This is a genomic window from Streptomyces sp. MNU89 (assembly GCF_020982505.1).
Taxonomy (GTDB): domain Bacteria; phylum Actinomycetota; class Actinomycetes; order Streptomycetales; family Streptomycetaceae; genus Streptomyces; species Streptomyces xinghaiensis.
Map to the genome: position 1 here is coordinate 3,477,703 of NZ_JAJKLL010000001.1, position 25,049 is coordinate 3,502,751.

Genomic DNA, 25,049 nt, shown 5'->3' on the forward strand with positions numbered 1-25,049 from the left:
CTGTGCCGGTCGCCTTGCCGCTCGTCGTGCAGGCCGTCGTACCGGTTGCCGTCCCGGGTCATCCCCCGCCCGAACCGGGTATCCGTTCCCGGGGACGGCCGGGGCCGTCCCTCTCCGGGTGCGCGCCTCCCACCAGGTGGTCCGCCGGGCCCGCGCGGGCCCGGACCCGGGACGCGAACGGTCCGGTAGTGGCTTCGGCGGTCACGTCCGAGACCTCACCGCGCACCACACAGCGCACCAGCCGGACTCCCTGAGCCTCGGCGACCCGCCGGGCCAGTCCACAGGCCGCGTCCTGGCCCGACAGTGCGTGGTCGGCCGCCGCCAGGGCCGCGAGGTCCGCGCCGCCGCCCGCCCGGTGGCGGGTGACCACGGCTTGCCCCAGGGCCAGCACAGCCGCGAACACGGCGCACAGAGCCGTGGCCGTCACGGCCGTCCACACCGTGGCCGAGCCCCGGTCCGCATCCGGTGTTCCTCCCGCTCTCACCGTCCACCCCCGGGCTTCTCCGGCCGGCCTGCCGGGTCCACCGGTTCCGCGGCACCACCATCCGGTGCCGGAGGGCCGGTGCCGGACCGGCCGGGCTCCGTCTCCTCCGGTGGTCCGCCCACGGACTCGTCCAAGGCGACGGCCTCCGACCGCAGCCGGAGGCCCAGCGGCCCCGGGCCCGGAGCCCGGACCGCGACCGTCACCCGGACCAGCCCGTCCCCGCGGCGCAGGCCGATCTCCGCGCCTCGGGGCGCGGCCGCGCGGGCCGCTGCCAGCGCGGCTTCCCGGGGCTCGGACCGGGCGGCGGCCCGCGCCCCCGCCCGTGCCGCGTCCACACACCGGATGTGTGCGGACGCGGCCATCTGACCCCAGATCAGGATCATGGCGAACAGTGCCAGCACCGGCAGCGCCACGGCCGCCTCCGCCGTCACATATCCGCGGTCAGAACTGCGCATCGAGCGCCTTTCCGATCACGGACTGCAGGGCACCCGTGACCGTGTCACTGGTCACCACTTTGTAGAGGACGGCGCCGAAGCCGGCGGCCGCGATGGTGCCGACCGCGTACTCGGCGGTCGTCATACCGGCCTGCGTGTCCTTCCCGCGCAGCGCACGCCTGCGGTCCCGCAACCAGGTGTACATGCCCACCCCTTGTCCCGCCCGCTCCCGGGGCGTCCGTTCATGCGTCGTTCCGTGCCGATACCGCCTGAGCCCCCTTCGTGGGGAGGGGCCCTGGGCCGTGTCCGACGGCTCATCGGGGACCGCTCAGCAGGTCGCCGGCCAGACCGATGAGCACCGGCGCCACCCCGACGGTCAGGAAGGCGGGCAGGAAGCACAGGCCCAGGGGCGCGGTGGCGAGCACCGCCGCCCGCCGCGCCGACGCTGCCGCCGCCCGCGCCCCTCCGGCCCGGCACTCGGCCGCAACCCGAGCCACCGGCTCCACCGCCGACACGCCCGTGACCTGCGCTCGCGCCAGGCACCGGGCCAGCCCGGCCGCCCCCGGCACCTCGGCCAGCCGTCCCCACGCCTCCTCCGGATCACCGCCCAGGCGCAGTTCGGCGGCCACTCGGTTCAGCCGCTCACCGACCGGCCCGCCGAGCGAACGGCCCACGGCCAAGGCGGCCTCTCGCGGCTCCGCACCCGCCGCCAGGCAGGCCGCCAGCAGATCCGCGGCCAGCGGCAGCCCGGCCGCCTCCGTACTCCGCCGGGCTCCTGGATCGGGTCTCCTCCGGGCCCGTCTCCGGACGGCGTATCCGGTCGCGATCCCCACCGCGCAGCCCACCGCTCCGCCGATGACCGCCAGCGCGGCCAGTCCCGCACCGACCACCGGCCACCACTCCCGGGCCGCCCCGGTCCACCGCGCCGTGCGGGCGCGGCCGGAGCGACGGCGGCCCCGCCAGGACATGCCGTGGCCGGGTGGGCGGCGCAGCGCGGCACCGTCGCGCCCCGGGGCACGGGCCGGGGTCAGCAGCAGGGCAAGCCGCCGCCGGGAGGCCCGGGACCGCGCGCCCCGCAGCACCGCTGCCGCGAAGACCGCCCCACCCGCCAGCGCCACCGCCCACAGGCTGTGGACGAGTTCCGTGTTCACGCCGTCCTCCCGTGTCCGACCGCGATGCCCCGGCCGTTGCCCGGCCCGTCGGTATACGCGGCACCCCCGGCGCCCCCGCCGTACCGGCCGTGTGCGGGCCCCGGATGCTCCATCGCATCCGGCCGCGCTCCGCCGGCCCCCTCCGCGGCCCGTACGATCCGCGCCGTCCAGGCCAGTCCGGCGGATTCCAGCGCCGCCCCCGTCAGCAGACAGGCGAGGCCGGCCGGTGTGTGCAGCAGCACCCGGAGCGGATCCGCGCCGAGCAGGCCGCCCATCAGCAACCCGAAGACGGGCAGCAGGGCCAGCAGAAGCGCGGTGGATCTCGTCCCCTCCAGTTGGGCGCGGAGGTCCTCCCGCTGCTCCCGTTCGGCTCGCAGGGCGGCCGCCACCCGGTCGAGCCCGCCCGCGAGCCCGGCCCCGGTGTCGGCCGCCGCCTGCCAGCAGGCCGCGACCCCGGCCAAGCCCTCCGCGCCCGGCCATCGGGCGGCCTGCCGCAGGGCTCCGGGCACGTCGCCGCCGAACCGGGCCGCGGCCGTCACCGAGGCTTGGGAGGGCCCCGGCCGGACCGGCGCGGCCAGCAGTGCCTCGGCCGGTTGCCGGCCGGCCCGCACCTCCCCGGCCATCACCGCGCACCACTCGATGACCTCCCCGGCACGCCGTTCCGCTGCCCGCCTCCCGTCCCGCCGCCGAAGCCGGCGCCGCACCAGCGGTACGGCCCCGAGAGCCGCGAGCGGTGGGAGCGGGGAATCCCCGAACCAACCGATCAGGCACCCGGCCGGCAGGCACAGCCACTCCTGGCCGAGCCGGGGCCGGATCCGCTCCCACCACGCCCGGGCCGCGGCCGGCCATCGCGCGTACCGGCGGAGGCGGCCGTCCCCGTGGACCACCGGGCCCGCTCCGGGCAACAGCAACCGCGCACGGCGCCGTTGGCCCCGCCGCCCCGCCGACCGCCACACGGCCAGACCCGCGGACACCAGAGCCGCGCAGACCGTCACCTGGGCGGCGGGTCCCGTCACCCCGGTCACCACGTGCCTCCCTCTTCCGGGCTCGCGCCGGCGGACACGGCCAGCAGCCGGTTCAGCCGCGGCCATCCGGGACCGAGCACGGGCTCGCCGCCCGCCGTACCCCAGACCGCCGCCGGGACCGTGGTGACGAGGCCGGTGCCGCCCCGCTCCAGCACATGCATCTCGGCGATCCGGCGCAGACCCGTTCGCCGGTCCCGCACCAGATGGATGAGCACCGACAGGGCGGCCGCCAACTGGCTGTGCAGCGCCGCCCGGTCGAGCCCCGCGGTGGAGCCGAGGGCCTCCAGCCGGGCGGGAACATCGGCGGCGGCATTGGCGTGCACCGTGCCGCAACCGCTGTGACCGGTGTTCAGCGCGGCGAGCAGATCGGTCACCTCCGGACCGCGGACCTCCCCGACGACCAGCCGGTCGGGCCGCATGCGCAGCGCCTGCCGCACCAGATCCCGCAGGGTGACCCGGCCGGTGCCCTCCTGGTTCGGCGGCCGGGTCTCCAGACGGACCACATGCGGGTGTTCGGGGCGCAGTTCCGCCGAGTCCTCGGCGAGCACGATGCGCTCGGCGGGATCCACCAGGCTCAGCAGGCTGGAGAGCAGGGTGGTCTTCCCCGCTCCGGCACCCCCGCTGACCAGAAAGGACAGCCGGGCCTCCAGCAGTGCTCGCAACAGCCGTTCGCCACCGGGCGGAACCGTTCCCGCGGCGACCAGCCCCGTCAGGCCGAAGGCCCGGGGGCGGACCACCCGCAGCGACAGACAGGTGGAGCCGACGGCCACCGGGGGCAGCACTGCGTGGAGCCGGGTTCCGCCGGGAAGCCGGGCGTCCACCCAGGGCCGTGCGTCGTCCAGCCGGCGCCCGGCCACGGCGGCCAGCCGCTGGGCCAGTGCCCGCACCGCCGCGGCGTCGGGGAAACCCACATCCGTCAGTTCCAGCCCGCGGCCGCGGTCCACCCACACCCGGTCGGGCGCCGTGACCAGGACATCGGTGACCGTGGGATCGGCGAGCAGCGGTTCCAGGGGACCGGCTCCCACCAGCTCCGAGCGCAGCGCCGTCACCACGGCGAGCACACCCGCGTCGCCCAGCAGCCGGCCCTCGGCCCGCAGCGCGGCGGCCACTCGCGCCGGTGTGGGCTCGGCCCCCGTCTCGGCGAGGCGCAACCGGACCGCGTCGACCAGGGACGGTGGTACCGGCTGCCGCTGCCACCAGCTCCCCGTCGCTTCCGGCCCTGCGGCAGGCGCCCGGCAGGCGCGCCCGGGACTCGGCGGTCCCACGCCGCGTCCTCCGGGTCCCCCGGGCTCCCCGGGTTCCCTCGCCCAACTGGGCAGCGTGGGCCTCTGGTTCGTCTCCGTACCGTTCATGCGGCGGCACCCCCGCCACTCGGCAGGGCCCGGTCCCAGAAGGCCGAGCAGAACCGGGCCAGCGGTCCGCGGGTGTTGTCGCCCGGGACGGACTCGCCCGGAGCCTCCGCGGGGAGTCCCGGCTCCGGAGGGATCTCCCCCGCCAGCGGGAGCCCGAGCAGCGCGGCGATCTCCTCGTCCTCCAGACCCGCGCCGCAGGGCCCGCGCACCACGGCCCGGAGATCCGGGAGGACGGTGCGGACGGCCGACGCCACCCGGTGCGCCGCGGCGACCGAACGCAGCCCGGACGGCACCACCAGCAGCCCCAGATCGAGCTGGGCCAGCGCCTCGGCGACCGTCTCGTCCAGCCGCCGGGGCAGGTCGACGACCACGGCACCACCCCGCCGCCGCGCGGCGGAGAGCACGGAACGCATGGCCTCGGGCGGGACGGCCACCGTGTCGCCCCGGTCCCAGCTGAGCAGGCGCAGGGAGCGCAGCCGCGGAAGCGACTCCTCCAGCGCGCCGGCGGCCACCCGGCCGCGCGACTGGGAGAACGCCGGCCAGCGCAGCCCTTCGACGCTCTCCCCGCCGAGCAGCACGTCCAGCCCGCCACCGAGCGGATCACCGTCCACGAGCACGGTGCGCCGGCCGTCGCGGGCCGCCGTGACGGCGAGCGCGCAGGCCAGGGTGGAGGCCCCGGCGCCACCCCGGCCTCCGATCACGCCGACGGCGAGCGCCGGTGCGGCGGTGCCCTCCAGTGCGTCGGCGATCCGGTCCACCAGCCAGGCCTCGCAGCCGGGGAGAGGAACGACGTGGTCGGCGCCGACGCCGACGGCCCGCTGCCAGATGCCGTGGTCCCCCGGGTCCCGGCTGATCAGCAGGACCCCGGCCCGCCGTACGGCGTTGCGCAGCCGGGGCACGGCGTCGTCGCCGACGATCACCAGAGGGGCGCGCTCCCAGCCACCGCGCTCCGGGACGCCGTGGCAGACCTCCGGCTCGGCACCCGCCGCGGCGCACAACCGCAGGAGCTCGTCCAGGAGTTCCGCGTCCTCCGTGACCACCAGGGGTGGCCCCGCTCCTGTTACGGCACTTTCCAGCCGATCGGAAGTGTTCAGTCCGTTCATGGCGGATCCCCTCTCGCTTCAGCACTCTCACTGCGCGAACCTCGCGGGAATCAGCGTGCGGCGATCCGGGAAATCCCGTGGATCTTGGTCTAAATCTGTGGACAACTCGGCGGTTGTGAATATCCGGACCACCTATACCGGTGACTTCCATCCGCAGCATGACGATTACTCTCTGTAACATCAGAGGGCAGGGGGAAGCGGTCCGACAGAGAACCGGACAGAGCGCCGAGCGGCGGGCGGGAGGACGGCAAAATGCGTCCGGACATGCGACGACCCCCGCCGGGGGGGAGAGCGGGGTCGTCCCCACGGCCGACTCGGGGGGGGAGGAGTCGGGCCGGGTTAGCACGGTCGCGAACGATCCGTGACTTCCATGGTGTACCCGAGGGCCTTCTCAGGCAAACCCACACGCCTCAGCTTACGCCGAATGGAGGGCCTTATGCTCAACCCGTGGAAAACCCCTCCTTGCCGCGCACAGCCGCCTTCTTCGACCTCGACAAGACAGTGATTGCCAAGTCGAGCGCACTGGCCTTCAGCAAGTCCTTCTACCAGGGCGGCCTCATCAACCGCAGGGCCGTCCTGCGCACCGCTTATGCCCAGTTCGTCTATCTCCTCGGCGGGGCCGACCACGACCAGACGGAGCGGATGCGGGAGTACCTCTCCGCGCTCTGCCGCGGCTGGAACGTGCAGCAGGTGCGGGAGATCGTCGCCGAGACCCTGCACGACCTGATCGACCCGATCATCTACGACGAGGCGGCCTCGCTGATCGAACGCCACCACACCGCGGGCCACGATGTCGTGATCGTCAGCACCTCGGGCGCCGAGGTGGTCGAGCCGATCAGCCGGCTCCTCGGTGCGGACCGCGCGGTCGCCACACGGATGGTCGTCGAGGACGGCTGCTACACCGGCGAGGTGGAGTACTACGCGTACGGGCCCGCGAAGGCCGAGGCCATCACCCGGCTCGCCGAGAGCGAGGGATACGACCTGACCCGCTGCTACGCCTACAGCGACTCGATCACCGACATACCCATGCTGGAGGCGGTCGGCCATCCGCACGCCGTCAACCCCGACCGCGGGCTGCGCCGCGAGGCCGTCGCCCGGGGCTGGCCCGTTCTCTCCTTCGACCGGCCGGTCCGGCTGAAGCAGCGCGCGCCGTCGCTCTCCCTCCCCGCCTGGGGACCGGCCTGGACGTCCCCGAGCCGCCCCCTCGTCGTCGGCGCGGTCGCGGTGACGGCGGCGGCAGCGGCCGCCGGACTCGTCTGGTACGCCGGCCGGCGCCGTGCGGCCGCCTGCCCGCCGGCATGAGAACCGGGCAAGGAATCCCGGTCCGGGCTTCCACTTACCGGGCTGGAGGAGTACAAAGGAATTACCGGCCCGTGAGACCGGGGAGACCTTTCCAAGAGGTCTTCCGCAATTGTCCACGGCCCCACGGACCGAAGCACGGAAGCCGGGCACCCACGCGACGCCGACCCGTCGATTACGGGCCAGTCGCACAGGTCACGGGCTCAGGCCCGACCTGATGCGCATCTCGTGCACGCACTGGTAACCCGGCGGACGTGCCAGCGGCGGTACCGCGAGGTACCGCCGCATCAATGCCCGCCCGGAGTTGTGGGGAATACTCTCCGCATCCCGCTCCGCGGCACTGCCGGAAATGCACCCGTCGCATTCCGGATCCGGATCGGCCCGGCCTCCTCCCCGGTCAGGCCGCGCCCCGCTGGAGGGCCTCGCAGACCGCCGTGCTCTCCCGGGCCCCCAGTTCGACCGCCCGTCCGCAGTGCGCGATCCAGGCCGCCACCCCCTCGGGCGTACCGGAGGCATAGCCCGCCAGCGCCTCGGCGTACGCGGCGGATCCCAGCTCCGCGTGCCCGACCTCGGACGGGCACACCGCCTTGGGGTCGAGTCCGCTGCCGATGAGCACGATCCGCTCAGCGGTCCGCGCCACCAGCCCGTTGTGCGAGCCGAACGGGCGGAGGGTGAGCAGTTCGCCGTGCACGACCGCCGCCGTCACCAGGGCCGGCGCGCCACCCCCGGCCGGCAGCAGTCCGGCGAGCCCCTCCAGCCGTCCCGCCATCTCGTCCGCCCCCGGCAGCGGCAGCGTCACCAGCGGCTCGTCGACGGCCTCGCCCGCCAGCCGCGGCCGGCCCACCGAGTCCTCCGGCGCCGCGCCCGAGGCGGCCACCAGATGGAGCCGGGCCAGCACGCGCAGCGGCGACTGCCGCCACACGCCCAGCAGCTGCCCCGCCTCCGCGGTCAGCCGCAGGGCCGCGCCCACCACCCGGGGCTCCCCGGCGGCGCTGAAGTCCGTGCGCCTGCGGACCTCTTCCAGCGCCCAGTCGGCGCCGGCCAGCGCCGCGGAAGCGCGGGCGCCGCGCAGGGCGGCCTCGGAGGTGATCTCGGTGCTCCGGCGGCGCATCACCCGGTGGCCGTAGACCCGGTCCACGGCCTTCCGTACGGAGTCCACGGAGTCGGTCACGCCCGGGAGGGCGCCGAGAGCGGCGAGCGGATCGGCATTCGTACGCATGGGAACGACCCTACGCACTCGGAGGCCGGCGCTCCCGATGGAGTGGTGTTGTTCACTGGCGTCCCTCACTCCGCGCTTCCGGTCCACTACGCTTGTTGAATATGAAGATCGCTTTCGTTGGGAAGGGCGGCAGCGGCAAGACGACGCTGTCCTCGCTCTTCATCCGCCGGCTCGCCGCCGCCCGGATCCCGGTGCTCGCCGTGGACGCCGACATCAACCAGCACCTGGGAACCGCCCTCGGCCTCGGCGACGAGGAGGCGGCCGCGCTGCCGGCCATGGGCGCCCGGCTGTCGCTGATCAAGGACTGGCTGCGGGGCACCAACCCGCGGATCGGCTCGGCCGAGACCATGATCAAGACCACCCCGCCGGGCACGGGCTCACGGCTGCTCCGGCTGTCCGAGGACAACCCCGTCTTCGCCGCCTGCGTCCGGCCGGTCCCGCTGGACGAGGGCGAGGCCGGGCTGATGGTCACCGGCCCGTTCACCGAGGCCGACCTGGGCGTGGCCTGCTACCACTCGAAGACCGGGGCGGTCGAACTCTGCCTCAACCACCTGGTCGACGGTCGGCAGGAGTACGTGGTCGTCGACATGACGGCCGGCTCGGACTCCTTCGCCTCCGGGATGTTCACCCGCTTCGACATGACGTTCCTGGTGGCTGAGCCGACCCGCAAGGGCGTCGCCGTCTACCGCCAGTACAAGGAGTACGCGCGCGACTTCGGCGTCGCGCTGCGCGTGGTCGGCAACAAGGTGCAGGGCCCCGAGGACCTGGCCTTCCTCCGCGAGGAGGCCGGGGACGACCTGCTGACCGCCTTCGGCCACTCGGACTGGGTCCGCGCCATGGAGAAGGGCCGCCCGCCCCGCTTCGACCTGCTGGAGGAGCCCAACCGCGAGGCCCTGCGGACACTGCACGAGGCCGCGGACGGCTCGTACGAGCGCCGCGACTGGCGGCGTTACACCCGCCAGATGGTCCACTTCCACCTGCGGAACGCGGAGAGCTGGGGCAATACGCGGACGGGTACCGATCTGGCGGCCCAGGTGGACCCCGGTTTCGTCCTGGACGAGCGGGCGGTCAGTCCGCAGCCTGCCTGATCCGGGCCGGTCCGCCCGCCGGCCGGGCCGGTCCCGCCGGTTCCGCGGGGCGCCGGGGCTCCGAGGAACCGGCGGGACCGGCGGGCGGCCCGCCGCTGAGAAAGGCCTTCCAGCCCCCCTCCGGCCGCTCCCCGACTCCCAGCGTGCGCAGCTTCGCCAGCACCCCGGGGTCCTGGACGTCCAGCCAGTCCGCCAGTTGCTTGAAGGTCACGCAGTGGACGTCCTTCTTCGGGCAGATCTCCTTGATGGCCTCTTCGACGGCGCTCATATAGGCGCCCCCGTTCCAGGACTCGAAGTGATTGCCGATGAAGAAGGGCGCCCGGTTGCCCTCGTGGGCCCGCCGGAACCCCTGGAGGAGCCCGTCGCGCATCTGGCGGCTCCAGAAAGCGTGCTGCGCGGGGTCGCCCCGGACCGTGCCCGACTGGTTGGCGAGGAAGTTGTAGTCCATCGAGAGCGTCTCGAAACCGCGTCCCGGCATGGGGATCTGCTGGAGCGGGAAGTCCCAGAGGCCGCCCTTCTTCGACGGCCAGACCTGCAGGCCCCCGGGCGAACTGGCGTCGTAGCGGAAGCCCTCGGCCTTCGCCGCCGGCAACAGGCTCCGCTGCCCCTCCAGGCAGGGGGCGCGGCCGCCGACGAGTTCCCGGTCGTAGTCGAAGGGCAGTGGCGGCGCGCCGTCGAGGCCCGCGTGCGTCTTCCAGCTCTTGACCAGGGCCTCGGCCTGCCGGATCTCGTGGCGCCACTCGTCCGTCGTCCAGGTCCCGACGCCGCCGTTCGGGCCGCAGAAGTGCCCGTTGAAGTGGGTACCGATCTCGTTGCCCTCCTGCCAGGCCCCGCGCAACTGCTCCAGGGTGGCCTTGATCCCCGCGATGTCGTTGAAGCCGATGTCCGAGGAGCCGGGGGCGTGCCGCGGCGGCTTGTAGACCTCGCGCCGGGCGTGCGGAAGGACGTAGACACCGCTCAGGAAGTACGTCATCTTCGCGTCGTACTCCCGGCCGATCCGGCGGAAGTGGGAGAAGAGCTTCTGACCGTCCTCGCCGGCCCCGTCCCAGGAGAAGACCACGAACTGGGGCGGGCGGTGGCCGGCCTCCAGCCGCTTCGGGAGGGGCTGGTTCGGCTGGCGGCCGGTGAAGGCCGTCGACCCGTCACCGATCAGCCTGACCGGGCCCGAGACCGCCCCGTGCTCCGCGGATCCCTGCCGCGCGTCGTCCTCTTCCCGCTCCCCGGTGGCGGAACAGCCGGTGACCGCCAGCGCCAGAACGGTGGCGACGGTCCCTGTGGTCACTCTCCGCGGGGCGGCCATCGGCCCACCTTCTTTCCTCCGCCTCGTGCGCTGCCGACACAGCGCGGACCAAGGTCGCATGGGAGGAAGAACGGTTCAGACCGACAAGCCGATAAACATACGTATTCACCCCATTGAGTCAATCAACAGGCACTTTGTTCTGGATCACCCTCCACGTTCTTTACTCTGCATTACGGTTCGTTTACCAAGAGTTGGCATACCGCGTATGGCAGAGCCCAGGAGGCCGTCCCCGTGTCCCCTGCACCCGCCCCGGTCCGGCGATCTCGCCGCTTCCGTAACCGTCTTCCTGATCGCCGTTCCGATGTCCCTCGGCCTCGCCGTGGCCATGGGCGCCCCGCTGCAGGCGGGCCTGGTCGCCACCGCCGTCGGCGGCATCCTCGGCGGGCTGCTCGGCGGGGCTCCCCTCCAGGTCACCGGCGCCTCCACCGGACTGACCGTCGTCACCGCCGAGTTGATCCAGGTCTACGGCTGGCCGGCCACCTGCGGCATCACCGTTCTCGCCGGCCTGCTGCAGCTCGCCCTCGGCTGGCTCCGGGTGGCCCGCGCGGCGCTCGCCGTCAGCCCTGCCATCGTGCACGGCACTCTCGCCGGCATCGGCGTCACCATCGCGCTCGGACAGCTGCACGTGGTCTTCGGCAGTGAGCCGCACAGCACGGTCTTCGGCAATCTCCGCGCCCTCCCCGGCGAACTGGCCGGGGCCCCGCCCGCCGCGCTCGCCGTCGGGGCGCTGACCGTGGCCGTCCTCATCGGCTGGCCGCGGCTGCCGGGCCGCGCGGGCAGGGCGCTGCGCCGCCTCCCCGCCGCCCTGGCCTCGGTCGCCACCGCCACGCTCGTGACGGTCGTGGCCGCTCCGGAGCTGGACCGCGTCGATCTGCCCACCTGGCGGGCCTACATCCTGCCGGAGGCACCGGACGGCGCACTGCTGGGGCTGCTCGCCGCGGTGCTCACCGTCGCGCTCGTCGGCGCCCTGGAGTCACTGCTCTCCGCGGTCGCCGTCGACCGGCTGGCCCGCGACCGCCCTGCGGGTGCCGTCCCGCCCCAGGCCGACCTGGACCGCGAACTGCGCGGACAGGGGACGGCCAACACCGTTTCCGGCCTGCTGGGCGGACTGCCGGTCTCCGGTGGCGCGATGCGGGGCTCGGCCAACGTCCGCGCCGGAGCCGCCGGCCGCTGGTCCACCGTGCTGCACGGGGTCTGGGTGCTGCTCGCCGCCGGGCTCCTGGCCTCGGTGCTGGAGCAGATCCCGCTGGCGGCCCTCGGCGCGCTGGTGGCCGTGGTGGGCGTGCAGATGGTGAGCTACGCCCACATCCGCAACGTCCACCGGCACCGCGAGTTCCCCGTCTACGCGGCGACGATCGCGGGGGTGGTGCTGGCCGGCGTCCTGGAAGGGGTCCTGCTGGGGATCGCCGCCGCCCTGGCCGTGTCCCTGCACCGGCTGGCCCGGACCCGTATCTCCGTGGCCGAGGCCCGCGGCGTCCACCGGGTCCGCGCGCACGGCCAGTTGACGTTCCTGGCGGTGCCGCGGCTGAGCCGCGCCCTGGGCCGGGTGCCGCCCGGGGCCACCGCGCTCGTCGAACTGGACGGCTCGTTCATGGACCACGCGGCGTACGAAACCCTGCAGCACTGGCGCGAGACACATGTCGCGCGGGGCGGACGGGTCGCCGTGACGGGACGGGCCGGGCAGGACATCTGCGAGCCCTCCTCGGGGCACGGCTGCAGGCCCTGGACCCCGTGGCGCAACCACCAGTGCGTGCAGGGGCCGGCCGGGGAGGCGGTGCCCCGCGGGGAGAGGCGGCCGACGGCCGGCAGCGTTCAGCTCACGGGCGGACTCCGGGCCTTCCAGCGCAACACCGCACCCCTGGTCCGGGAGGAGCTGGCCCGTCTGGCGCGGGAGGGCCAGCGGCCGTCCCAGCTCTTCCTGGCCTGCGCCGACTCACGGCTCGTCACCAGCATGATCACGTCCAGCGGGCCCGGCGACCTCTTCACCGTCCGCAACGTCGGCAACTTCGTGCCGCCACCGGGAGCGGACTCCGCCGACGACTCCGTCGCGGCGGCCATCCAGTACGCGGTCGACGTCCTGGGGGTGAGCAGTATCACGGTCTGCGGTCACTCGGGATGCGGCGCCATGCAGGCGCTGCTGGAGTCACCGCCGGGCGGCTTCGCCACCCCGCTGGGCCGCTGGCTGCGCCACGGGGTCCCCAGCCTGGAACGGCTGCGCGGCGGGGAGCCGGAACCGGTGATCTCCGGCAGGCCCGTCGGGGACTCAGTTGAGCGCCTCTGTATCACAAATGTGATCCAGCAGTTGGAGCATCTGTCGGCGCATCCCTCGGTTGCCCGGCGGGTGACCGAGGGCACCCTCACGCTGCACGGAATGTACTTCCACGTGGCGGAAGCACAGGCGTACTTGCTCATGAACCAGGGCAAAACCTTCGCACCCGTACAGCCGGAGGCCTGGTCCACCGGTGCCGGTGAGTCGGCGGAATCTCCACCTCTACAGGTCTAGACCTCTTGTGGCAAGCTCTTGTCAGGCCCGGCGGTGGCCTGATGTGCTATCGCCGGGACCACAGCGGACACCCAGGGAATGGGAGTAGTCGTGAGCAATGAAAGCCTGGCCAACCTGCTGAAAGAAGAGCGGCGGTTCGAACCGCCGGCCGACCTGGCAGCGGCCGCCAATGTCACCGCCGAGGCATACGAACAAGCCAAGGCTGACCGGCTGGGCTTCTGGGCCGAGCAGGCCCGTCAGCTGACCTGGGCGACCGAGCCGACCCAGACCCTCGACTGGAGCAACCCGCCATTCGCGAAGTGGTTCGCCGACGGCAAGCTGAACGTCGCCTACAACTGCGTGGACCGCCACGTGGAAGCGGGCAACGGCGACCGCGTCGCCATCCACTTCGAGGGCGAGCCCGGCGACACCCGCGCCATCACCTACGCCGAACTGCAGCGCGAGATCTCCAAGGCCGCCAACGCCCTCACCGAGCTCGGCGTCCAGGCCGGCGACCGGGTCGCGATCTACCTGCCGATGATCCCGGAGGCGGTCTTCGCAATGCTGGCCTGCGCCCGCATCGGCGCCCCGCATTCCCTCGTCTTCGGCGGCTTCTCCGCGGACGCGCTGGCCACCCGCATCGAGGACGCCGACGCCCGGGTGATCATCACCTCCGACGGCGGCTACCGCCGGGGCAAGCCCTCCGCTCTCAAGCCGGCCGTGGACGAGGCCCTGACCCGCCCCGGCACGGAGAACGTCCGCAACGTCCTCGTCGTCCGGCGCACCGGTGAGGACACCGCCTGGACCGACGGCCGCGACGTGTGGTGGCACGAGCTGGTGGACCGCCAGTCCGACCAGCACACCCCCGAAGCCTTCGACGCCGAGCACCCGCTGTTCATCCTCTACACCTCGGGTACGACGGGTAAGCCGAAGGGCATCCTGCACACCACCGGCGGCTACCTCACCCAGGTCGCCTACACCCACCGGGCCGTCTTCGACCTCAAGCCGGAGACGGACGTCTACTGGTGCACCGCCGACGTCGGCTGGGTGACGGGCCACTCGTACATCGTCTACGGCCCGCTGGCCAACGGCGCGACCGAGGTCATCTACGAGGGCACCCCGGACACCCCGCACCAGGGCCGCTGGTGGGAGATCGTCCAGAAGTACGGCGTCACGCTCCTCTACACCGCGCCCACCGCGATCCGTGCCTGCATGAAGTGGGGTGACGACATCCCGGCCAAGTTCGACCTGTCGTCGCTGCGCATCCTCGGCTCCGTGGGTGAGCCCATCAACCCCGAGGCCTGGATCTGGTACCGCAAGCACATCGGCGGTGACCGCACCCCGGTCGTGGACACCTGGTGGCAGACCGAGACCGGCGCCATCATGATCAGCCCGCTCCCGGGTGTCACGGCCACCAAGCCGGGATCGGCCCAGATCCCGCTGCCGGGCATCTCCGCGACCGTCGTCGACGACGAGGCCAAGGAGGTCCCGAACGGCGGTGGCGGTTACCTCGTCCTGACCGAGCCGTGGCCGTCGATGCTCCGCACGATCTGGGGTGACGACCAGCGCTACCTCGACACCTACTGGTCCCGCTTCGAGAATCGTTACTTCGCGGGCGACGGCGCCAAGAAGGACGACGACGGCGACATCTGGCTGCTCGGCCGGGTCGACGACGTCATGCTGGTCTCCGGCCACAACATCTCGACCACCGAGGTGGAGTCGGCGCTCGTCTCGCACCCCAAGGTGGCCGAGGCCGCCGTGGTCGGCGCCACGGACCCGCAGACCACGCAGGCCATCGTCGCCTTCGTCATCGTGCGCGGCAACGTGGACAGCGAGGAGGAGGGACTGGTCGAGGAGCTCCGCGCCCATGTCGCCAAGCACCTCGGTCCGATCGCCAAGCCCAAGCGCATCCTGCCGGTCGCGGAGCTGCCCAAGACCCGCTCCGGCAAGATCATGCGGCGGCTGCTGCGCGACGTGGCGGAGAACCGCGCCCTCGGTGACGTCACGACCCTCACCGACTCCTCGGTGATGGACCTCATCCAGACCCGGCTGCCCGGCGCCGCCTCCAGCGAGGACTGACCACCGGGCACCACCCCTGACCGGCCGAGAGCCGGGAGACGCCGCCGACCAGGACGGTTTCTCCCGGCTCTCCCGGGTAGGGTGAAGAACACAGCAGTCGTTCGATAGTCCTCAGGTGCGCCGGGAAGTCTGGTCGGCAACCGCCGAGTCGTGCCCGGAAAGCGCGGCTCCGGCTGGTCTCCATGTCACCGACCGGAGGGTTCCTTTTCCGTGGCCACGCCCCAGCACCCCAAGTTCCTCGGCCGCATGTCGCTCCCGGAGCGCAACTTCGTCGCCGACGCGCTGCGGACCGAGACCGTCGGCGGTGTGCTGCTGCTCGCGGCCGCGATCGTCGCCCTGGTCATGGCGAACACCCCGCTGAGCGACTTCTACCAGAGCGTGCGGGACTTCACCGTCGGTCCCGAGTCCCTCCACCTGGACCTCTCGATCGGCGACTGGGCCAAGGACGGCCTCCTCACCATCTTCTTCTTCGTGGCCGGTATCGAGCTCAAGCGGGAGTTGGTCGCCGGTGAGCTGCGCGATCCGAGAGCGGCGGCCCTGCCCGTCGTCGCGGCGCTCTGCGGCATGATCGTCCCCGCGCTCGTCTACCTCGCCACCGCGTCCGGCCTGGGCGGCAGCCTCGACGGCTGGGCGGTGCCCACCGCCACCGACATCGCCTTCGCCCTCGCCGTTCTCGCCGTGCTCGGCACCTCGCTCCCCGCCTCGATGCGGGCCTTCCTGCTGACCCTGGCGGTCGTCGACGACCTCGGCGCGATCCTCATCATCGCCCTCTTCTTCACCACCGACATCAGCCTCCCCGCCCTGGGACTCTCCCTGGCCGGGCTGGCCCTCTTCTGGTTCCTGCACCGCAAGGGTGTCCGCGGCTGGTACGTCTACGTCCCGCTGGTCGCGGTGATCTGGGCGCTGATGCACGCCAGCGGCGTGCACGCCACGGTCGCCGGTGTCGCGATGGGCCTGCTGCTGCGCTGCACCGTCCGCGACAACGAGAGCCACTCCCCCGCCGAGCACATCGAGCATCTGGTCCGCCCGCTCTCCGCCGGCGTCGCCGTGCCGCTGTTCGCGCTCTTCGCGGCGGGCGTCTCGGTCTCCGGCGGGGCCCTCGGTGACGTCTTCACCAAGCCCGAGCCGCTCGGCGTCGTCCTCGGCCTCTTCCTCGGCAAGGTCGTCGGCATCTTCGGAGGCTCCTGGCTGGCCGTCCGCTTCACCCGGGCCGAACTCAACGAGGAGCTGGCCTGGGCGGACATCTTCGCGGTCTCCTCGCTCGCGGGCATCGGCTTCACCGTCTCCCTCCTCATCGGCGAGCTGGCGTTCACCGAGGACCCCGCCCTCGCGGACGAGGTGAAGGCCGCGGTCCTCATCGGCTCCCTGATCTCCGCCGTCGCCGCGGGCATCCTCCTCAAGCTCCGCAACAACAGGTACAAGCGGCTCTACGACGAGGAGAACCTTGACGAGGACGAGTCCGGCATCCCGGACATCTACGAGCGGCACGACCCCGCGTACCACCTCCGGATGGCGGCGATCCACGAAAAAAAAGCCGCCGAGCATCGGAAGCAGGCGGAACTCGCCGCCGCGGAACGCGCGGCCGGTGATGATCCGGCATGATCGGGGGCAACCGACCGCTGAGTCCCGCCAGGGAGTCCCAGCAGACCGGAATTGAGGGATGAAGCGATGAGCCCAGTCGAACAGGACACCGACCGCAGCCTCGGACAGCTGATGGCCACGGCGACCACCGAGTTGTCCGCGCTCGTGCACGACGAGATCGCGCTGGCCAAGGCCGAGCTGCGGCAGGACGCGAAGCGGGCGGGCATCGGCGGCTTCGCCATCACCACCGCCGGAGTCCTGGCCCTGTTCTCCCTGCCCGTGCTGAGCTTCGCCGCCGCGTACGGCATCCACAACCTGGGGCTCGGGCTGGCCTGGTCCTTCCTCATCGTGGGCAGCGCCTATCTGCTGCTGGCCGCGCTCCTGGGCGTCTTCGCCGTCGCCAAGTTCAAGAAGGTGAAGAAGCCGGAGAAGAGCATGGCCTCCGCCCGGGAGACGGCGGCCGTGCTCGGCAACGCCAAACCCCACCCGCGCCCCCGGGCGGCCGTGCCCGCCGAACCGGCGCCGTAGCGGGAGTGTGTGGCACGCTCTCCGCATGACCTCGCCCGAGACCCCCGCCACGGCCGTCAGGATCGGCGGTCCCTGGACCCACCGGGACGTCGCCGCCAACGGCGCCCGCTTCCACATCGCCGAGGCCGGCGACGGGCCACTGGTCCTGCTGCTCCACGGCTTCCCGGAGTTCTGGTGGGCCTGGCGGCACCAGCTGACCGCCCTCGCCGACGCGGGCTTCCGGGCCGTCGCCATGGACCTGCGCGGCGTGGGCGGCAGTGACCGCACCCCGCGCGGCTACGACCCGGCCAACCTCGCCCTCGACGTCACCGGGGTGATCCGCTCCCTCGGCGAACCGGACGCCGCCCTCGTCGGCCACGGCATCGGCGGCTATCTGGCGTGGACCGCAGCGGTGATGCGCCCCAAGCTGGTGCGCCGGCTCGCGGTCACCTCCATGCCGCATCCGCGCCGCTGGCGCTCGGCGATGCTCACGGACGTCCGGCAGACCCGGGCCGGTTCGTATGTCTGGGGCTTCCAGCGCCCCTGGGTTCCCGAGCGGCAGCTCCTCGCCGACGACGCCGCGCTGGTGGGCCGGCTGATACGGGAGTGGTCCGGCCCGCGGCTGCCGGAGGACGAGACGGTGGACGCCTACCGCCGGGCCATGTCGATCCCCTCGACCGCACACTGCTCGATCGAGCCGTACCGGTGGCTGGTGCGTTCGATGGCCCGCCCCGACGGCATCCAGTTCAACCGCCGGATGAAGCGCCCGGTCCGGGTCCCGACCCTGCATCTGCACGGCTCACTCGACCCGGTGATGCGGACGCGGAGCGCCGCCGGTTCCGGCGAGTACGTCGAAGCGCCATACCGCTGGCGGCTGTTCGACGGCCTCGGCCACTTCCCGCACGAGGAGGATCCGGCGGCCTTCTCCCACGAGCTGATCAGCTGGCTCAAGGACACGGAACCGGACCGGTAGGCCCGGCAGCCGCCACCGGCCGGGCCGCGGCCGCGCGGGGGACCGGCCAATTGCCCGGCGCATAGGCCAACTGGCCGAGTCCCGGGCGGTTACCGACCACCGGTCCCGGGAAAGCCCCCGGTATGGGTTGGACGCACGACTACCGTGACGTATCTCGTGATCACCGCGCCGCCATCGTGCGGAACACCCCCCAGGGGGTGGTCTCCCCCGGATCCTCCGGAAAACGGGCCCAAAACCCGTCCGTGGCCTTCCATCTGGAGCCTCCGGGTCTCGGTATCCCGCACATTCTCCGCCGCCGCGCCCGCTGGGTGTCGGCGCGCCTGCGCCATCCGCGCGACTGATCGCCGACCGCTGACGGCCGGCCGCCGGACCCCGGACCGACTCGCGCAGTGCGGTTCCGGTACCCCGCGCCACCGCACCACCGTCCCGTACGACATCCGATGCCGCCCCGGCCCCACGGGACCGGGGCGGCCCTCATGCGTACGGCGCTCCCGGCACCGCCGCTACAGGGCGCAGCCCTGGCTGTCCACGGTCTGCTCGGCGGTGCGGCCCCGGCTGATGTCCTCACGCACCTCGTCGACCGTCAGCGCGTACCCGGTGTCCTCGTCGTCGAGGGACTTGGCGAAGATCACGCCGTAGACCCGGCCGTCGGGGGTCAGCAGCGGGCCGCCGGAGTTGCCCTGGCGGACCAGCGTGAAGAGGGAGTAGACGTCGCGGCTCACGGTGCCCCGGTGGTATATGTCCGGGCCGTCGGCCTGTATGCGGCTGCGGACGCGCGCCGCGCGGACGTCGAATCCGCCGTTCTCCGGGAAGCCCGCGACGATCGCGCCGTCCCCGCGCTCGGCGTCCTTCTCGGCGAACTCCAGCGCCGGCGCGTCGAGGCCGGGGACGTCGAGCACGGCTATGTCGCGCTCCCAGTCGTAGAGCACGACCGTGGCGTCGTACAGCCTGCCCTCGCCGCCGATCTGCACGGTCGGCTCGTCCACACCGCCGACGACGTGGGCGTTCGTCATGACGCGGTTCTGCGCGAAGACGAAGCCGGTGCCCTCCAGGACCTTGCTGCAGCTGTCCGCGGTGCCGAGTACCTTGACGATGCTGCGCTGCGCGCGGGCGACGACCGGGCTGTTCACCAGCTCGGGGTCGGGCGGCTCCACGGTGGTGATGGGTTCGTTGGAGAACGGGCTGAAGACCTGGGGGAAGCCGTTCTGCGCCAGGACGGAACCGAACTCCGAGAACCAGCTGTTCGCGGCGTCCGGGATCACCTGCTCGACGCCCAGCAGCACCTTGGAGTTGCGGACCTCCTTGCCCACCGGCGGGAGCGCTATGCCGGCCAGCGCCGAGCCGATCAGCCAGGCGACCAGCAGCATCGCGACGACGTTGACCAGCGCGCCACCCGTGGCGTCCAGCGCGCGCGCCGGTGACCAGGTGATGTGCCGGCGCAGCTTGTTGCCGAGGTGCGTGGTGAAGGCCTGTCCGACGGAGGCACAGACGATCACGATGACGACGGCCACGACCACCGCCGCGGTGCCCGGCGGGGAGCGGTCCGTGAGCCGGTCCCAGATCACCGGCAGCAGGTAGACGGCGACGAGACCGCCGCCGAGGAAGCCGACCACCGAGAGGATGCCGACCACGAAGCCTTGGCGGTAGCCCACGACCGCGAACCACACGGCGGCGAGCAGCAACAGGATGTCCAGCACATTCACCGGGACACCGTCTCACGCGCGCCAGTCGAGCGGCACTTGTCTGCCGCGGTCCCACGGCCGCTCCCAGCCCGCGTGGTGCAGGATCCGGTCGATCACGCCGGCCGTGAATCCCCACACCAGCGCCTCTCCGACCAGGAACGCGGGGCCGCGGTGGCCGCTGGGATGGACGGTGGTCGCCCGGTTGCCGGGGTCCGTGAGATGCGCCACGGGGACGGTGAAGACCCGCGCCGTCTCCGCCGGGTCGACGGGGGCGACGGGCGTGGGCTCGCGCCACCAGCCGAGCACGGGAGTCACCACGAAGCCGCTCACCGGGATGTAGAGCCGCGGCAGGACGCCGAAGAGCTGCACCCCGGCCGGGTCGAGGCCGGTCTCCTCCTCGGCCTCCCGCAGCGCGGCGCGCAGGGGGCCGTCGCTCTGCGGATCGCCGTCCTCCGGGTCGAGCGCCCCGCCGGGGAACGACGGCTGCCCGGCGTGCGAGCGCAGGCTGCTGGAGCGCTCGATGAGCAGCAACTCCGGCTCGCGGCCGTCACCGGCACCCCGGCCGTCACCTCCGCGGCCGTGGCCACCTCCGCCGTCCCCGCCGCGGCCGTCGCCCTCCCCGAAGAGGATCAGCACGGCGGACTGCCGGCCGCCGGACTCCGGCGGCAGGAACCGGCTGAGCTGCCGCGGCTGGACGGTACGGGCCGCCTGCACCACCGGATCCAGCCAGCCGGGCAGCCCGTCGGCGGTGACGGTGATGTCGCCCGCGCGGGCCGGCCGGGGACTCGCGGAGCCCGTCACTCCGCCCCCAGCGGCGGCGCCGGCCGGCCCGGGTAGTCCGCGGGCGGGTTCAGACGCTGGCCCGGCTGCCCGCCCATCTCGTACTTGAGCAGCTTCTTCGCCTTCTCCGGGTCCGTCTCGCCCTCGCCGTACGCCGGGCAGAGCGGGGCGATGGGGCAGGCCCCGCAAGCCGGCTTGCGGGCGTGGCAGATGCGGCGGCCGTGGAAGACGATCCGGTGCGAGAGCATCGTCCACTCGCTCTTCGGGAAGAGGGCGGCGATCTCGGCCTCGACCTTCTCCGGGTCCTCCTGCTCGGTCCACTTCCAGCGGCGGACCAGCCGCCCGAAGTGGGTGTCGACCGTTATCCCCGGCACCCCGAAGGCGTTGCCCAGCACCACATTGGCCGTCTTCCGGCCGACGCCGGGCAGCTTGACCAGGTCCTCCAGCCGGCCCGGCACCTCGCCGCCGAAGCGGTCCCGGAGCGCGGCGGAGAGGCCCAGCAGCGACTTGGCCTTGGCGCGGAAGAAGCCCGTGGGCCGGATGATCTGCTCCAGCTCCTCGGGGTGGGCTGCCGCCATCTCCTCCGGGGTGGGGTACGCGGCGAAGAGACCGGGAGTGGTCTGGTTGACCCGGAGGTCCGTGGTCTGGGCGGAGAGGACCGTGGCCACCAGCAGCTCGAAGGGATTACGGAAATCCAGCTCGGGGTGGGCGTACGGGTAGACCTCCGCGAGTTCGCGGTTGATCCGCCGCGCCCGGCGGACCAGGGCCAGCCGCGACTCGGGCTTCGCCGCCCCGGCGGACTTGGCCGCCCGGCCACCCTTCGCGGCTTTCCGTGCTGCCGCGGGCTTACGTTCGCCCACAGCGGAATCAGGCGCCTCAGTCACCCGTCCGGCCCCCTTATCCTGTGCTCTCAAAGGCGTATTGGATACCCGGCCAGCCTAAGGCCAGGCACCGTCATCCGCCCCGGCCACAAAGAATCACCCCCCAATCGGCCCCCTGCCGTATGGCTTGCGGCAGCGATGCGCCACACTTGTGTTTGATCACACAGTTTTGCCGTCCGGCATCATGGGGACCAAGGTCCTCTGGGCATGTCGACAAGGAGAGATCTCGTGGACGACGTTCTGCGGCGCGCCCCGCTTTTCGCGGCGCTCGATGACGAGCAGGCCGCTGAGCTGCGCGCCTCGATGGCCGAGGCCACCCTCGCGCGAGGTGAGGCCCTGTTCCACGAGGGCGACCCGGGCGACCGCCTGTACGTGGTGACCGAGGGCAAGGTGAAGCTCCACCGCACCTCCCCCGACGGCCGCGAGAACATGCTCGCCGTGCTCGGCCCGGGTGAACTCATCGGTGAGCTGTCGCTCTTCGACCCGGGCCCGCGGACGGCCACGGCCACCGCTCTCACCGAGGTCAAGCTCCTCGGCCTCGGCCACGGCGACCTGCAGCCCTGGCTGAACGCCCGGCCCGAGGTCTCGACGGCACTGCTGCGCGCCATCGCGCGGCGGCTGCGCCGGACCAACGACACCATGTCCGACCTGGTCTTCTCCGATGTTCCGGGCCGTGTCGCCAAGGCCCTGCTGGACCTCTCCCGCCGCTTCGGCGTGCAGTCGGAGGAGGGCATCCACGTGGTGCACGACCTGACGCAGGAAGAACTGGCCCAGCTGGTCGGCGCCTCCCGCGAGACGGTCAACAAGGCGCTCGCCGACTTCGCCGGCCGCGGCTGGCTGCGGCTGGAGGCGCGCGCGGTGATCCTGCTGGACGTCGAGCGGCTCGCGAAGCGCTCCCGCTGACCTTCAGCGGCCCCCGGCCGCGCGGACGCGGACCCACCACAGCCGAACCGCCCCACGACCGTACCGGTCCGCCGCGGGGCCGTGTCCTCAGATCAGTCCGTGCTCCCGCAGGTAGTCGAGCTGCGCGCGGACCGACAGCTCGGCGGCCGGCCACAGCGTGCGGTCGACGTCGGCGTACACATGGGCCACGACGTCCGGCGCCGACCGGTGGCCGGCCTCGACCGCCGTCTCGACCTGCGCCAGCCGGCTCGCCCGGTGGGCGAGATAGAACTCCAGGGCGCCCCGGGCGTCGTCGAGCACGGGGCCGTGGCCGGGCAGCACGGTGTCCACCCCGTCGTCGACCGTCAGGGAACGCAGCCGCCGCAGCGAGTCCAGATACTCCCCCAGCCGCCCGTCCGGGTGGGCCACCATCGTCGTGCCCCGGCCGAGCACCGTGTCGCCGGTGAGGATCGCCGCGTCGGCCGGCAGATGGAAGGAGAGGGAGTCGGAGGTGTGCCCGGGGGTCGGGACGACCCGCAGTTCGAGACCGCCGGTGGTGACGACGTCCCCCGCGCCGAGCCCTTCGTCCCCGAGGCGCAGGGCCGGGTCCAGGGCCCGTACCGCCGAGCCGGTCAGCGCGGCGAAACGGGCCGCGCCCTCCGCGTGGTCGGCGTGCCCGTGGGTGAGGAGCGTCAGCGCGATCCGCTTGCCGGCGCGCTCGGCCGTCGCCACGACCTCGGTGAGATGGGTGTCGTCCAGCGGTCCCGGGTCGATGACGACGGCGAGGTCCGAGTCCGGTTCGGAGACGATCCAGGTGTTGGTGCCGTCCAGCGTCATCGGCGAGGGGTTGGGGGCCAGGACGCAGACGGCCCGTTTCGTGGCGGGGCCCGAGACGACCCGGCCGCGCGGCTGTCCGGGCAGCGCCGCCGCGTCCGTCATGCGCCCGTCCCCTCGGCCGGGGCGGACGAGGACGGAGGCGGGGACGGAGCCGGATCCGGGAAGGACGGCGGCGCTCCGGGCCCGCCCGGGATGTGGGTGGTGAACTCGTCGTTGCCCGGCCAGCTCAGCACGATGCCGTCGTCGCGCAGCTCCGCCACCGCCAGGACGGGCGTCAGCTCGCGGTCCGCGGCCGCGGCGAGCACCTCGGCGGCCGACGCGTACGGCTGGAGGCGGCGCAGCGTGGCGATGGTCGGCGGCATCATCGTCAGTTCGCCCCGGTCGTGTCCGGCGGCGGCCTCGGCGGGACGGATCCAGACCGTGCGGTCCGCCTCGGTGGAGACGTCGCGGGTGCGCTGGCCGCGGGGCAGGACCGCGGCGAAGAACCAGGTGTCGTAGCGCCGGGGTTCGAACTCGGGGGTGATCCAGCGGTCCCAGGGCGCCAGCAGATCGCTGCGGAGCAGCAGTCCGCGCCGGGAGAGGAAGTCGGCGAAGGAGAGATCGCGGGCGACGAGCGCGGCCCGGTCGGCCTCCCAGTCCTCGCCCGTGGTGTCCTCGACGACGGTGCCGGGGCTCGATCCGGCGAGGAGCACCCCGGCTTCCTCGAAGGTCTCCCGGACGGCCGCGCAGACGATGGCCTGGGCCGCCGGCTCGTCGGTGCCGAGCCACCGCGCCCAGTCCGCGCGGGACGGGCCGGCCCAGCCGACGGGGCGCTCGTCGCGGGCGTCGACACCGCCGCCCGGGTAGGCGTACACGCCGCCGGCGAACGCCATCGACGTGCGCCGGCGGAGTATGTGGACCTCGGGCCCGGCGGTGCCGTCCCGCAGCAGCAGGACGGTCGCGGCCCGGCGCGGCGTCACGGCGGTGAGTTCGCCGTTCGCCAGGGCCCGGATGCGTTCGGGCCACTCGGGCGGATACCACTGGCCATTCGTTGCGGACATGGCCGGATGCTATGCGCTCCCGGGCTGATGTTCGAGGGCGGCCGGGCAGGTGACGAGGGCGGCCGGGCAGGTGAGGGGCCTGCGGCGACCGGACAGGGCAGGGCGGCAGGCCGCACGGCCCGCCGGCCCGGCCGGCAATCTCGGGCCTCCGCGCCCGGCCGGGAAGCGAGCGGCCGGCTCCCGGAGGACCCGGCCCCGCGACCGGCCCGGCCCCGGGCCGGCCCCGGGCTCAGCCCTCGACCTCCACCTGGATCTCGACCTCGACGGGCGCGTCCAGCGGCAGGACCGCCACGCCGACCGCGCTCCGCGCGTGCACGCCCTTCTCGCCCAGCACCTCGCCCAGCAGCTCGCTGGCGCCGTTGACGACGCCCGGCTGGCCGGTGAAGTCCGGGGCGGAGGCCACGAAGCCGACGACCTTGACGACACGGACGATCCGGTCGAGGTCACCGACCACGGACTTGACGGCCGCCAGGGCGTTCAGCGCGCAGGTGCGGGCCAGATCCTTGGCCTCGTCGGCGGTGACCTCCGCGCCGACCTTCCCCGTCAGCGGCAGCTTGCCCTCGACGAGCGGCACCTGCCCGGAGGTGTAGACGTACGGGCCGGTCCGCACGGCCGGGATGTACGCGGCGACCGGCGCGGCCACGCCGGGCAGCGTCAGCCCGAGTTCCGCGATCCTGTCCTCGACGGCGCTCACGCGGTCTTCTCACGCTTCAGGTAGGCCACGAGCTGCTCCGTGTTGGGGCCCGGTACGACCTGGACGAGTTCCCAGCCGTCCTCACCCCAGGTGTCGAGGATCTGCTTGGTGGCATGGACGAGCAGCGGCACGGTCGCGTATTCCCACTTGGTCATGGTGGTGACTGTAATGCCTGC

25 protein-coding genes are annotated in these 25,049 nt (G+C 73.1%); 9 read left to right on the forward strand and 16 right to left on the reverse strand.

Annotation, left to right across the window (positions count from 1 at the left end):
- Window positions 1-58: 58 nt before the first annotated feature.
- The 7 genes from E4N63_RS14865 to ssd all read right to left on the reverse strand — a co-directional run bounded on the left by E4N63_RS14865 (window position 59) and on the right by ssd (window position 5,549).
- On the reverse strand, window positions 59-484 hold the full coding sequence (locus tag E4N63_RS14865) for an Rv3654c family TadE-like protein (RefSeq protein WP_185831089.1): 426 nt from the start codon (window positions 482-484) through the stop codon (window positions 59-61).
- The gene (locus E4N63_RS14870; RefSeq protein ID WP_125622381.1) at window positions 481-939 is read right to left on the reverse strand and encodes a TadE family type IV pilus minor pilin; all 459 of its coding nucleotides are present in this window, start codon (window positions 937-939) and stop codon (window positions 481-483) included. Before E4N63_RS14870 ends, E4N63_RS14865 begins: the two co-directional genes overlap by 4 nt.
- Window positions 926-1,123, reverse strand: a complete 198-nt coding sequence (locus tag E4N63_RS14875) for a DUF4244 domain-containing protein (protein ID WP_230240905.1) — start codon at window positions 1,121-1,123, stop codon at window positions 926-928. The genes E4N63_RS14870 and E4N63_RS14875 overlap by 14 nt, the downstream gene beginning before the upstream one ends.
- Window positions 1,124-1,232: 109 nt before the next feature.
- The gene (locus E4N63_RS14880) at window positions 1,233-2,069 is read right to left on the reverse strand and encodes a type II secretion system F family protein (RefSeq protein WP_125622385.1); all 837 of its coding nucleotides are present in this window, start codon (window positions 2,067-2,069) and stop codon (window positions 1,233-1,235) included.
- Window positions 2,066-3,094: a type II secretion system F family protein gene (locus E4N63_RS14885; RefSeq protein ID WP_308188694.1), complete on the reverse strand. Its 1,029-nt coding sequence runs from the start codon at window positions 3,092-3,094 to the stop codon at window positions 2,066-2,068. Before E4N63_RS14885 ends, E4N63_RS14880 begins: the two co-directional genes overlap by 4 nt.
- A complete protein-coding gene (locus E4N63_RS14890) occupies window positions 3,091-4,203 on the reverse strand; it encodes a TadA family conjugal transfer-associated ATPase (RefSeq protein ID WP_374112773.1) in 1,113 nt (370 codons plus the stop codon). The genes E4N63_RS14885 and E4N63_RS14890 overlap by 4 nt, the downstream gene beginning before the upstream one ends.
- Window positions 4,204-4,442: 239 nt before the next feature.
- Window positions 4,443-5,549, reverse strand: a complete 1,107-nt coding sequence (ssd, locus tag E4N63_RS14895; RefSeq protein WP_230240907.1) for a septum site-determining protein Ssd — start codon at window positions 5,547-5,549, stop codon at window positions 4,443-4,445.
- Window positions 5,550-5,996: 447 nt separating this feature from the next.
- On the opposite strand from ssd, the gene E4N63_RS14900 reads away from it, so the two are divergent.
- Window positions 5,997-6,851 (forward strand): HAD family phosphatase, encoded by an 855-nt coding sequence (locus tag E4N63_RS14900; RefSeq protein ID WP_125622393.1) that lies wholly within the window; start codon window positions 5,997-5,999, stop codon window positions 6,849-6,851.
- Between the two features lie 394 nt (window positions 6,852-7,245).
- Here E4N63_RS14900 and E4N63_RS14905 read toward each other — a convergent pair whose 3' ends face one another.
- Window positions 7,246-8,067, reverse strand: a complete 822-nt coding sequence (locus E4N63_RS14905) for an oxidoreductase (RefSeq protein WP_125622395.1) — start codon at window positions 8,065-8,067, stop codon at window positions 7,246-7,248.
- Between the two features lie 101 nt (window positions 8,068-8,168).
- Between E4N63_RS14905 and E4N63_RS14910 the strand changes: the two genes are divergently transcribed.
- A complete protein-coding gene (locus tag E4N63_RS14910; protein ID WP_125622397.1) occupies window positions 8,169-9,155 on the forward strand; it encodes an ATP-binding protein in 987 nt (328 codons plus the stop codon).
- Here the strand turns inward: E4N63_RS14910 and E4N63_RS14915 are convergent.
- Window positions 9,136-10,455 (reverse strand): hypothetical protein, encoded by a 1,320-nt coding sequence (locus tag E4N63_RS14915; protein ID WP_230240908.1) that lies wholly within the window; start codon window positions 10,453-10,455, stop codon window positions 9,136-9,138. The two genes, E4N63_RS14910 and E4N63_RS14915, sit on opposite strands and share 20 nt — an antisense overlap.
- 205 nt (window positions 10,456-10,660) lie before the next feature.
- Here E4N63_RS14915 and E4N63_RS14920 point away from each other — a divergent pair, with 205 nt between their 5' ends.
- The 6 genes from E4N63_RS14920 (at window position 10,661) to E4N63_RS14945 (ending at window position 18,418) form a co-directional block, all read left to right on the forward strand.
- Window positions 10,661-12,958 (forward strand): SulP family inorganic anion transporter, encoded by a 2,298-nt coding sequence (locus E4N63_RS14920; RefSeq protein ID WP_230240909.1) that lies wholly within the window; start codon window positions 10,661-10,663, stop codon window positions 12,956-12,958.
- A 90-nt stretch (window positions 12,959-13,048) separates the two neighbouring features.
- Window positions 13,049-15,016 carry an acetate--CoA ligase gene (gene acs / locus E4N63_RS14925; protein ID WP_230240910.1) on the forward strand — a complete coding sequence of 656 codons (1,968 nt, stop codon included), beginning with the start codon at window positions 13,049-13,051 and terminating at the stop codon, window positions 15,014-15,016.
- Window positions 15,017-15,262: 246 nt separating this feature from the next.
- Window positions 15,263-16,618 carry a Na+/H+ antiporter NhaA gene (gene nhaA, locus E4N63_RS14930; protein WP_230242491.1) on the forward strand — a complete coding sequence of 452 codons (1,356 nt, stop codon included), beginning with the start codon at window positions 15,263-15,265 and terminating at the stop codon, window positions 16,616-16,618.
- Window positions 16,619-16,684: 66 nt separating this feature from the next.
- Entirely contained in the window at window positions 16,685-17,125 is a 441-nt protein-coding gene (locus E4N63_RS14935) for a phage holin family protein (RefSeq protein ID WP_230240911.1), read from the forward strand.
- 25 nt (window positions 17,126-17,150) lie between these two features.
- Window positions 17,151-18,077 (forward strand): alpha/beta fold hydrolase, encoded by a 927-nt coding sequence (locus E4N63_RS14940; protein WP_019707555.1) that lies wholly within the window; start codon window positions 17,151-17,153, stop codon window positions 18,075-18,077.
- A gap of 122 nt (window positions 18,078-18,199) precedes the next feature.
- A complete protein-coding gene (locus E4N63_RS14945) occupies window positions 18,200-18,418 on the forward strand; it encodes a hypothetical protein (protein ID WP_078649557.1) in 219 nt (72 codons plus the stop codon).
- Window positions 18,419-18,580: 162 nt separating this feature from the next.
- Here the strand turns inward: E4N63_RS14945 and E4N63_RS14950 are convergent, their stop codons facing one another.
- The 3 genes from E4N63_RS14950 to nth are packed head-to-tail and all read right to left on the reverse strand — an operon-like array spanning window position 18,581 to window position 21,399.
- The gene (locus E4N63_RS14950; RefSeq protein ID WP_125622405.1) at window positions 18,581-19,780 is read right to left on the reverse strand and encodes a MarP family serine protease; all 1,200 of its coding nucleotides are present in this window, start codon (window positions 19,778-19,780) and stop codon (window positions 18,581-18,583) included.
- 12 nt (window positions 19,781-19,792) lie between these two features.
- Entirely contained in the window at window positions 19,793-20,560 is a 768-nt protein-coding gene (locus E4N63_RS14955) for a CoA pyrophosphatase (RefSeq protein ID WP_125622407.1), read from the reverse strand.
- Window positions 20,557-21,399: an endonuclease III gene (gene nth / locus E4N63_RS14965; RefSeq protein ID WP_374112775.1), complete on the reverse strand. Its 843-nt coding sequence runs from the start codon at window positions 21,397-21,399 to the stop codon at window positions 20,557-20,559. Before nth ends, E4N63_RS14955 begins: the two co-directional genes overlap by 4 nt.
- A gap of 249 nt (window positions 21,400-21,648) precedes the next feature.
- Between nth and E4N63_RS14970 the strand changes: the two genes are divergently transcribed.
- Window positions 21,649-22,323 carry a Crp/Fnr family transcriptional regulator gene (locus E4N63_RS14970; RefSeq protein WP_019707551.1) on the forward strand — a complete coding sequence of 225 codons (675 nt, stop codon included), beginning with the start codon at window positions 21,649-21,651 and terminating at the stop codon, window positions 22,321-22,323.
- A gap of 87 nt (window positions 22,324-22,410) precedes the next feature.
- On the opposite strand, the gene E4N63_RS14975 is transcribed toward E4N63_RS14970, so the two are convergent.
- From E4N63_RS14975 to E4N63_RS14990, 4 genes are all read right to left on the reverse strand, one after another.
- Window positions 22,411-23,241 (reverse strand): MBL fold metallo-hydrolase, encoded by an 831-nt coding sequence (locus E4N63_RS14975; protein WP_230240912.1) that lies wholly within the window; start codon window positions 23,239-23,241, stop codon window positions 22,411-22,413.
- On the reverse strand, window positions 23,238-24,179 hold the full coding sequence (locus E4N63_RS14980; protein ID WP_230240913.1) for an NUDIX hydrolase: 942 nt from the start codon (window positions 24,177-24,179) through the stop codon (window positions 23,238-23,240). Before E4N63_RS14980 ends, E4N63_RS14975 begins: the two co-directional genes overlap by 4 nt.
- Window positions 24,180-24,408: 229 nt before the next feature.
- The gene (locus E4N63_RS14985) at window positions 24,409-24,873 is read right to left on the reverse strand and encodes a RidA family protein (protein WP_043464702.1); all 465 of its coding nucleotides are present in this window, start codon (window positions 24,871-24,873) and stop codon (window positions 24,409-24,411) included.
- Window positions 24,870-25,028, reverse strand: a complete 159-nt coding sequence (locus E4N63_RS14990; protein WP_019707547.1) for a DUF4177 domain-containing protein — start codon at window positions 25,026-25,028, stop codon at window positions 24,870-24,872. The genes E4N63_RS14985 and E4N63_RS14990 overlap by 4 nt, the downstream gene beginning before the upstream one ends.
- Window positions 25,029-25,049 lie beyond the last annotated feature (21 nt).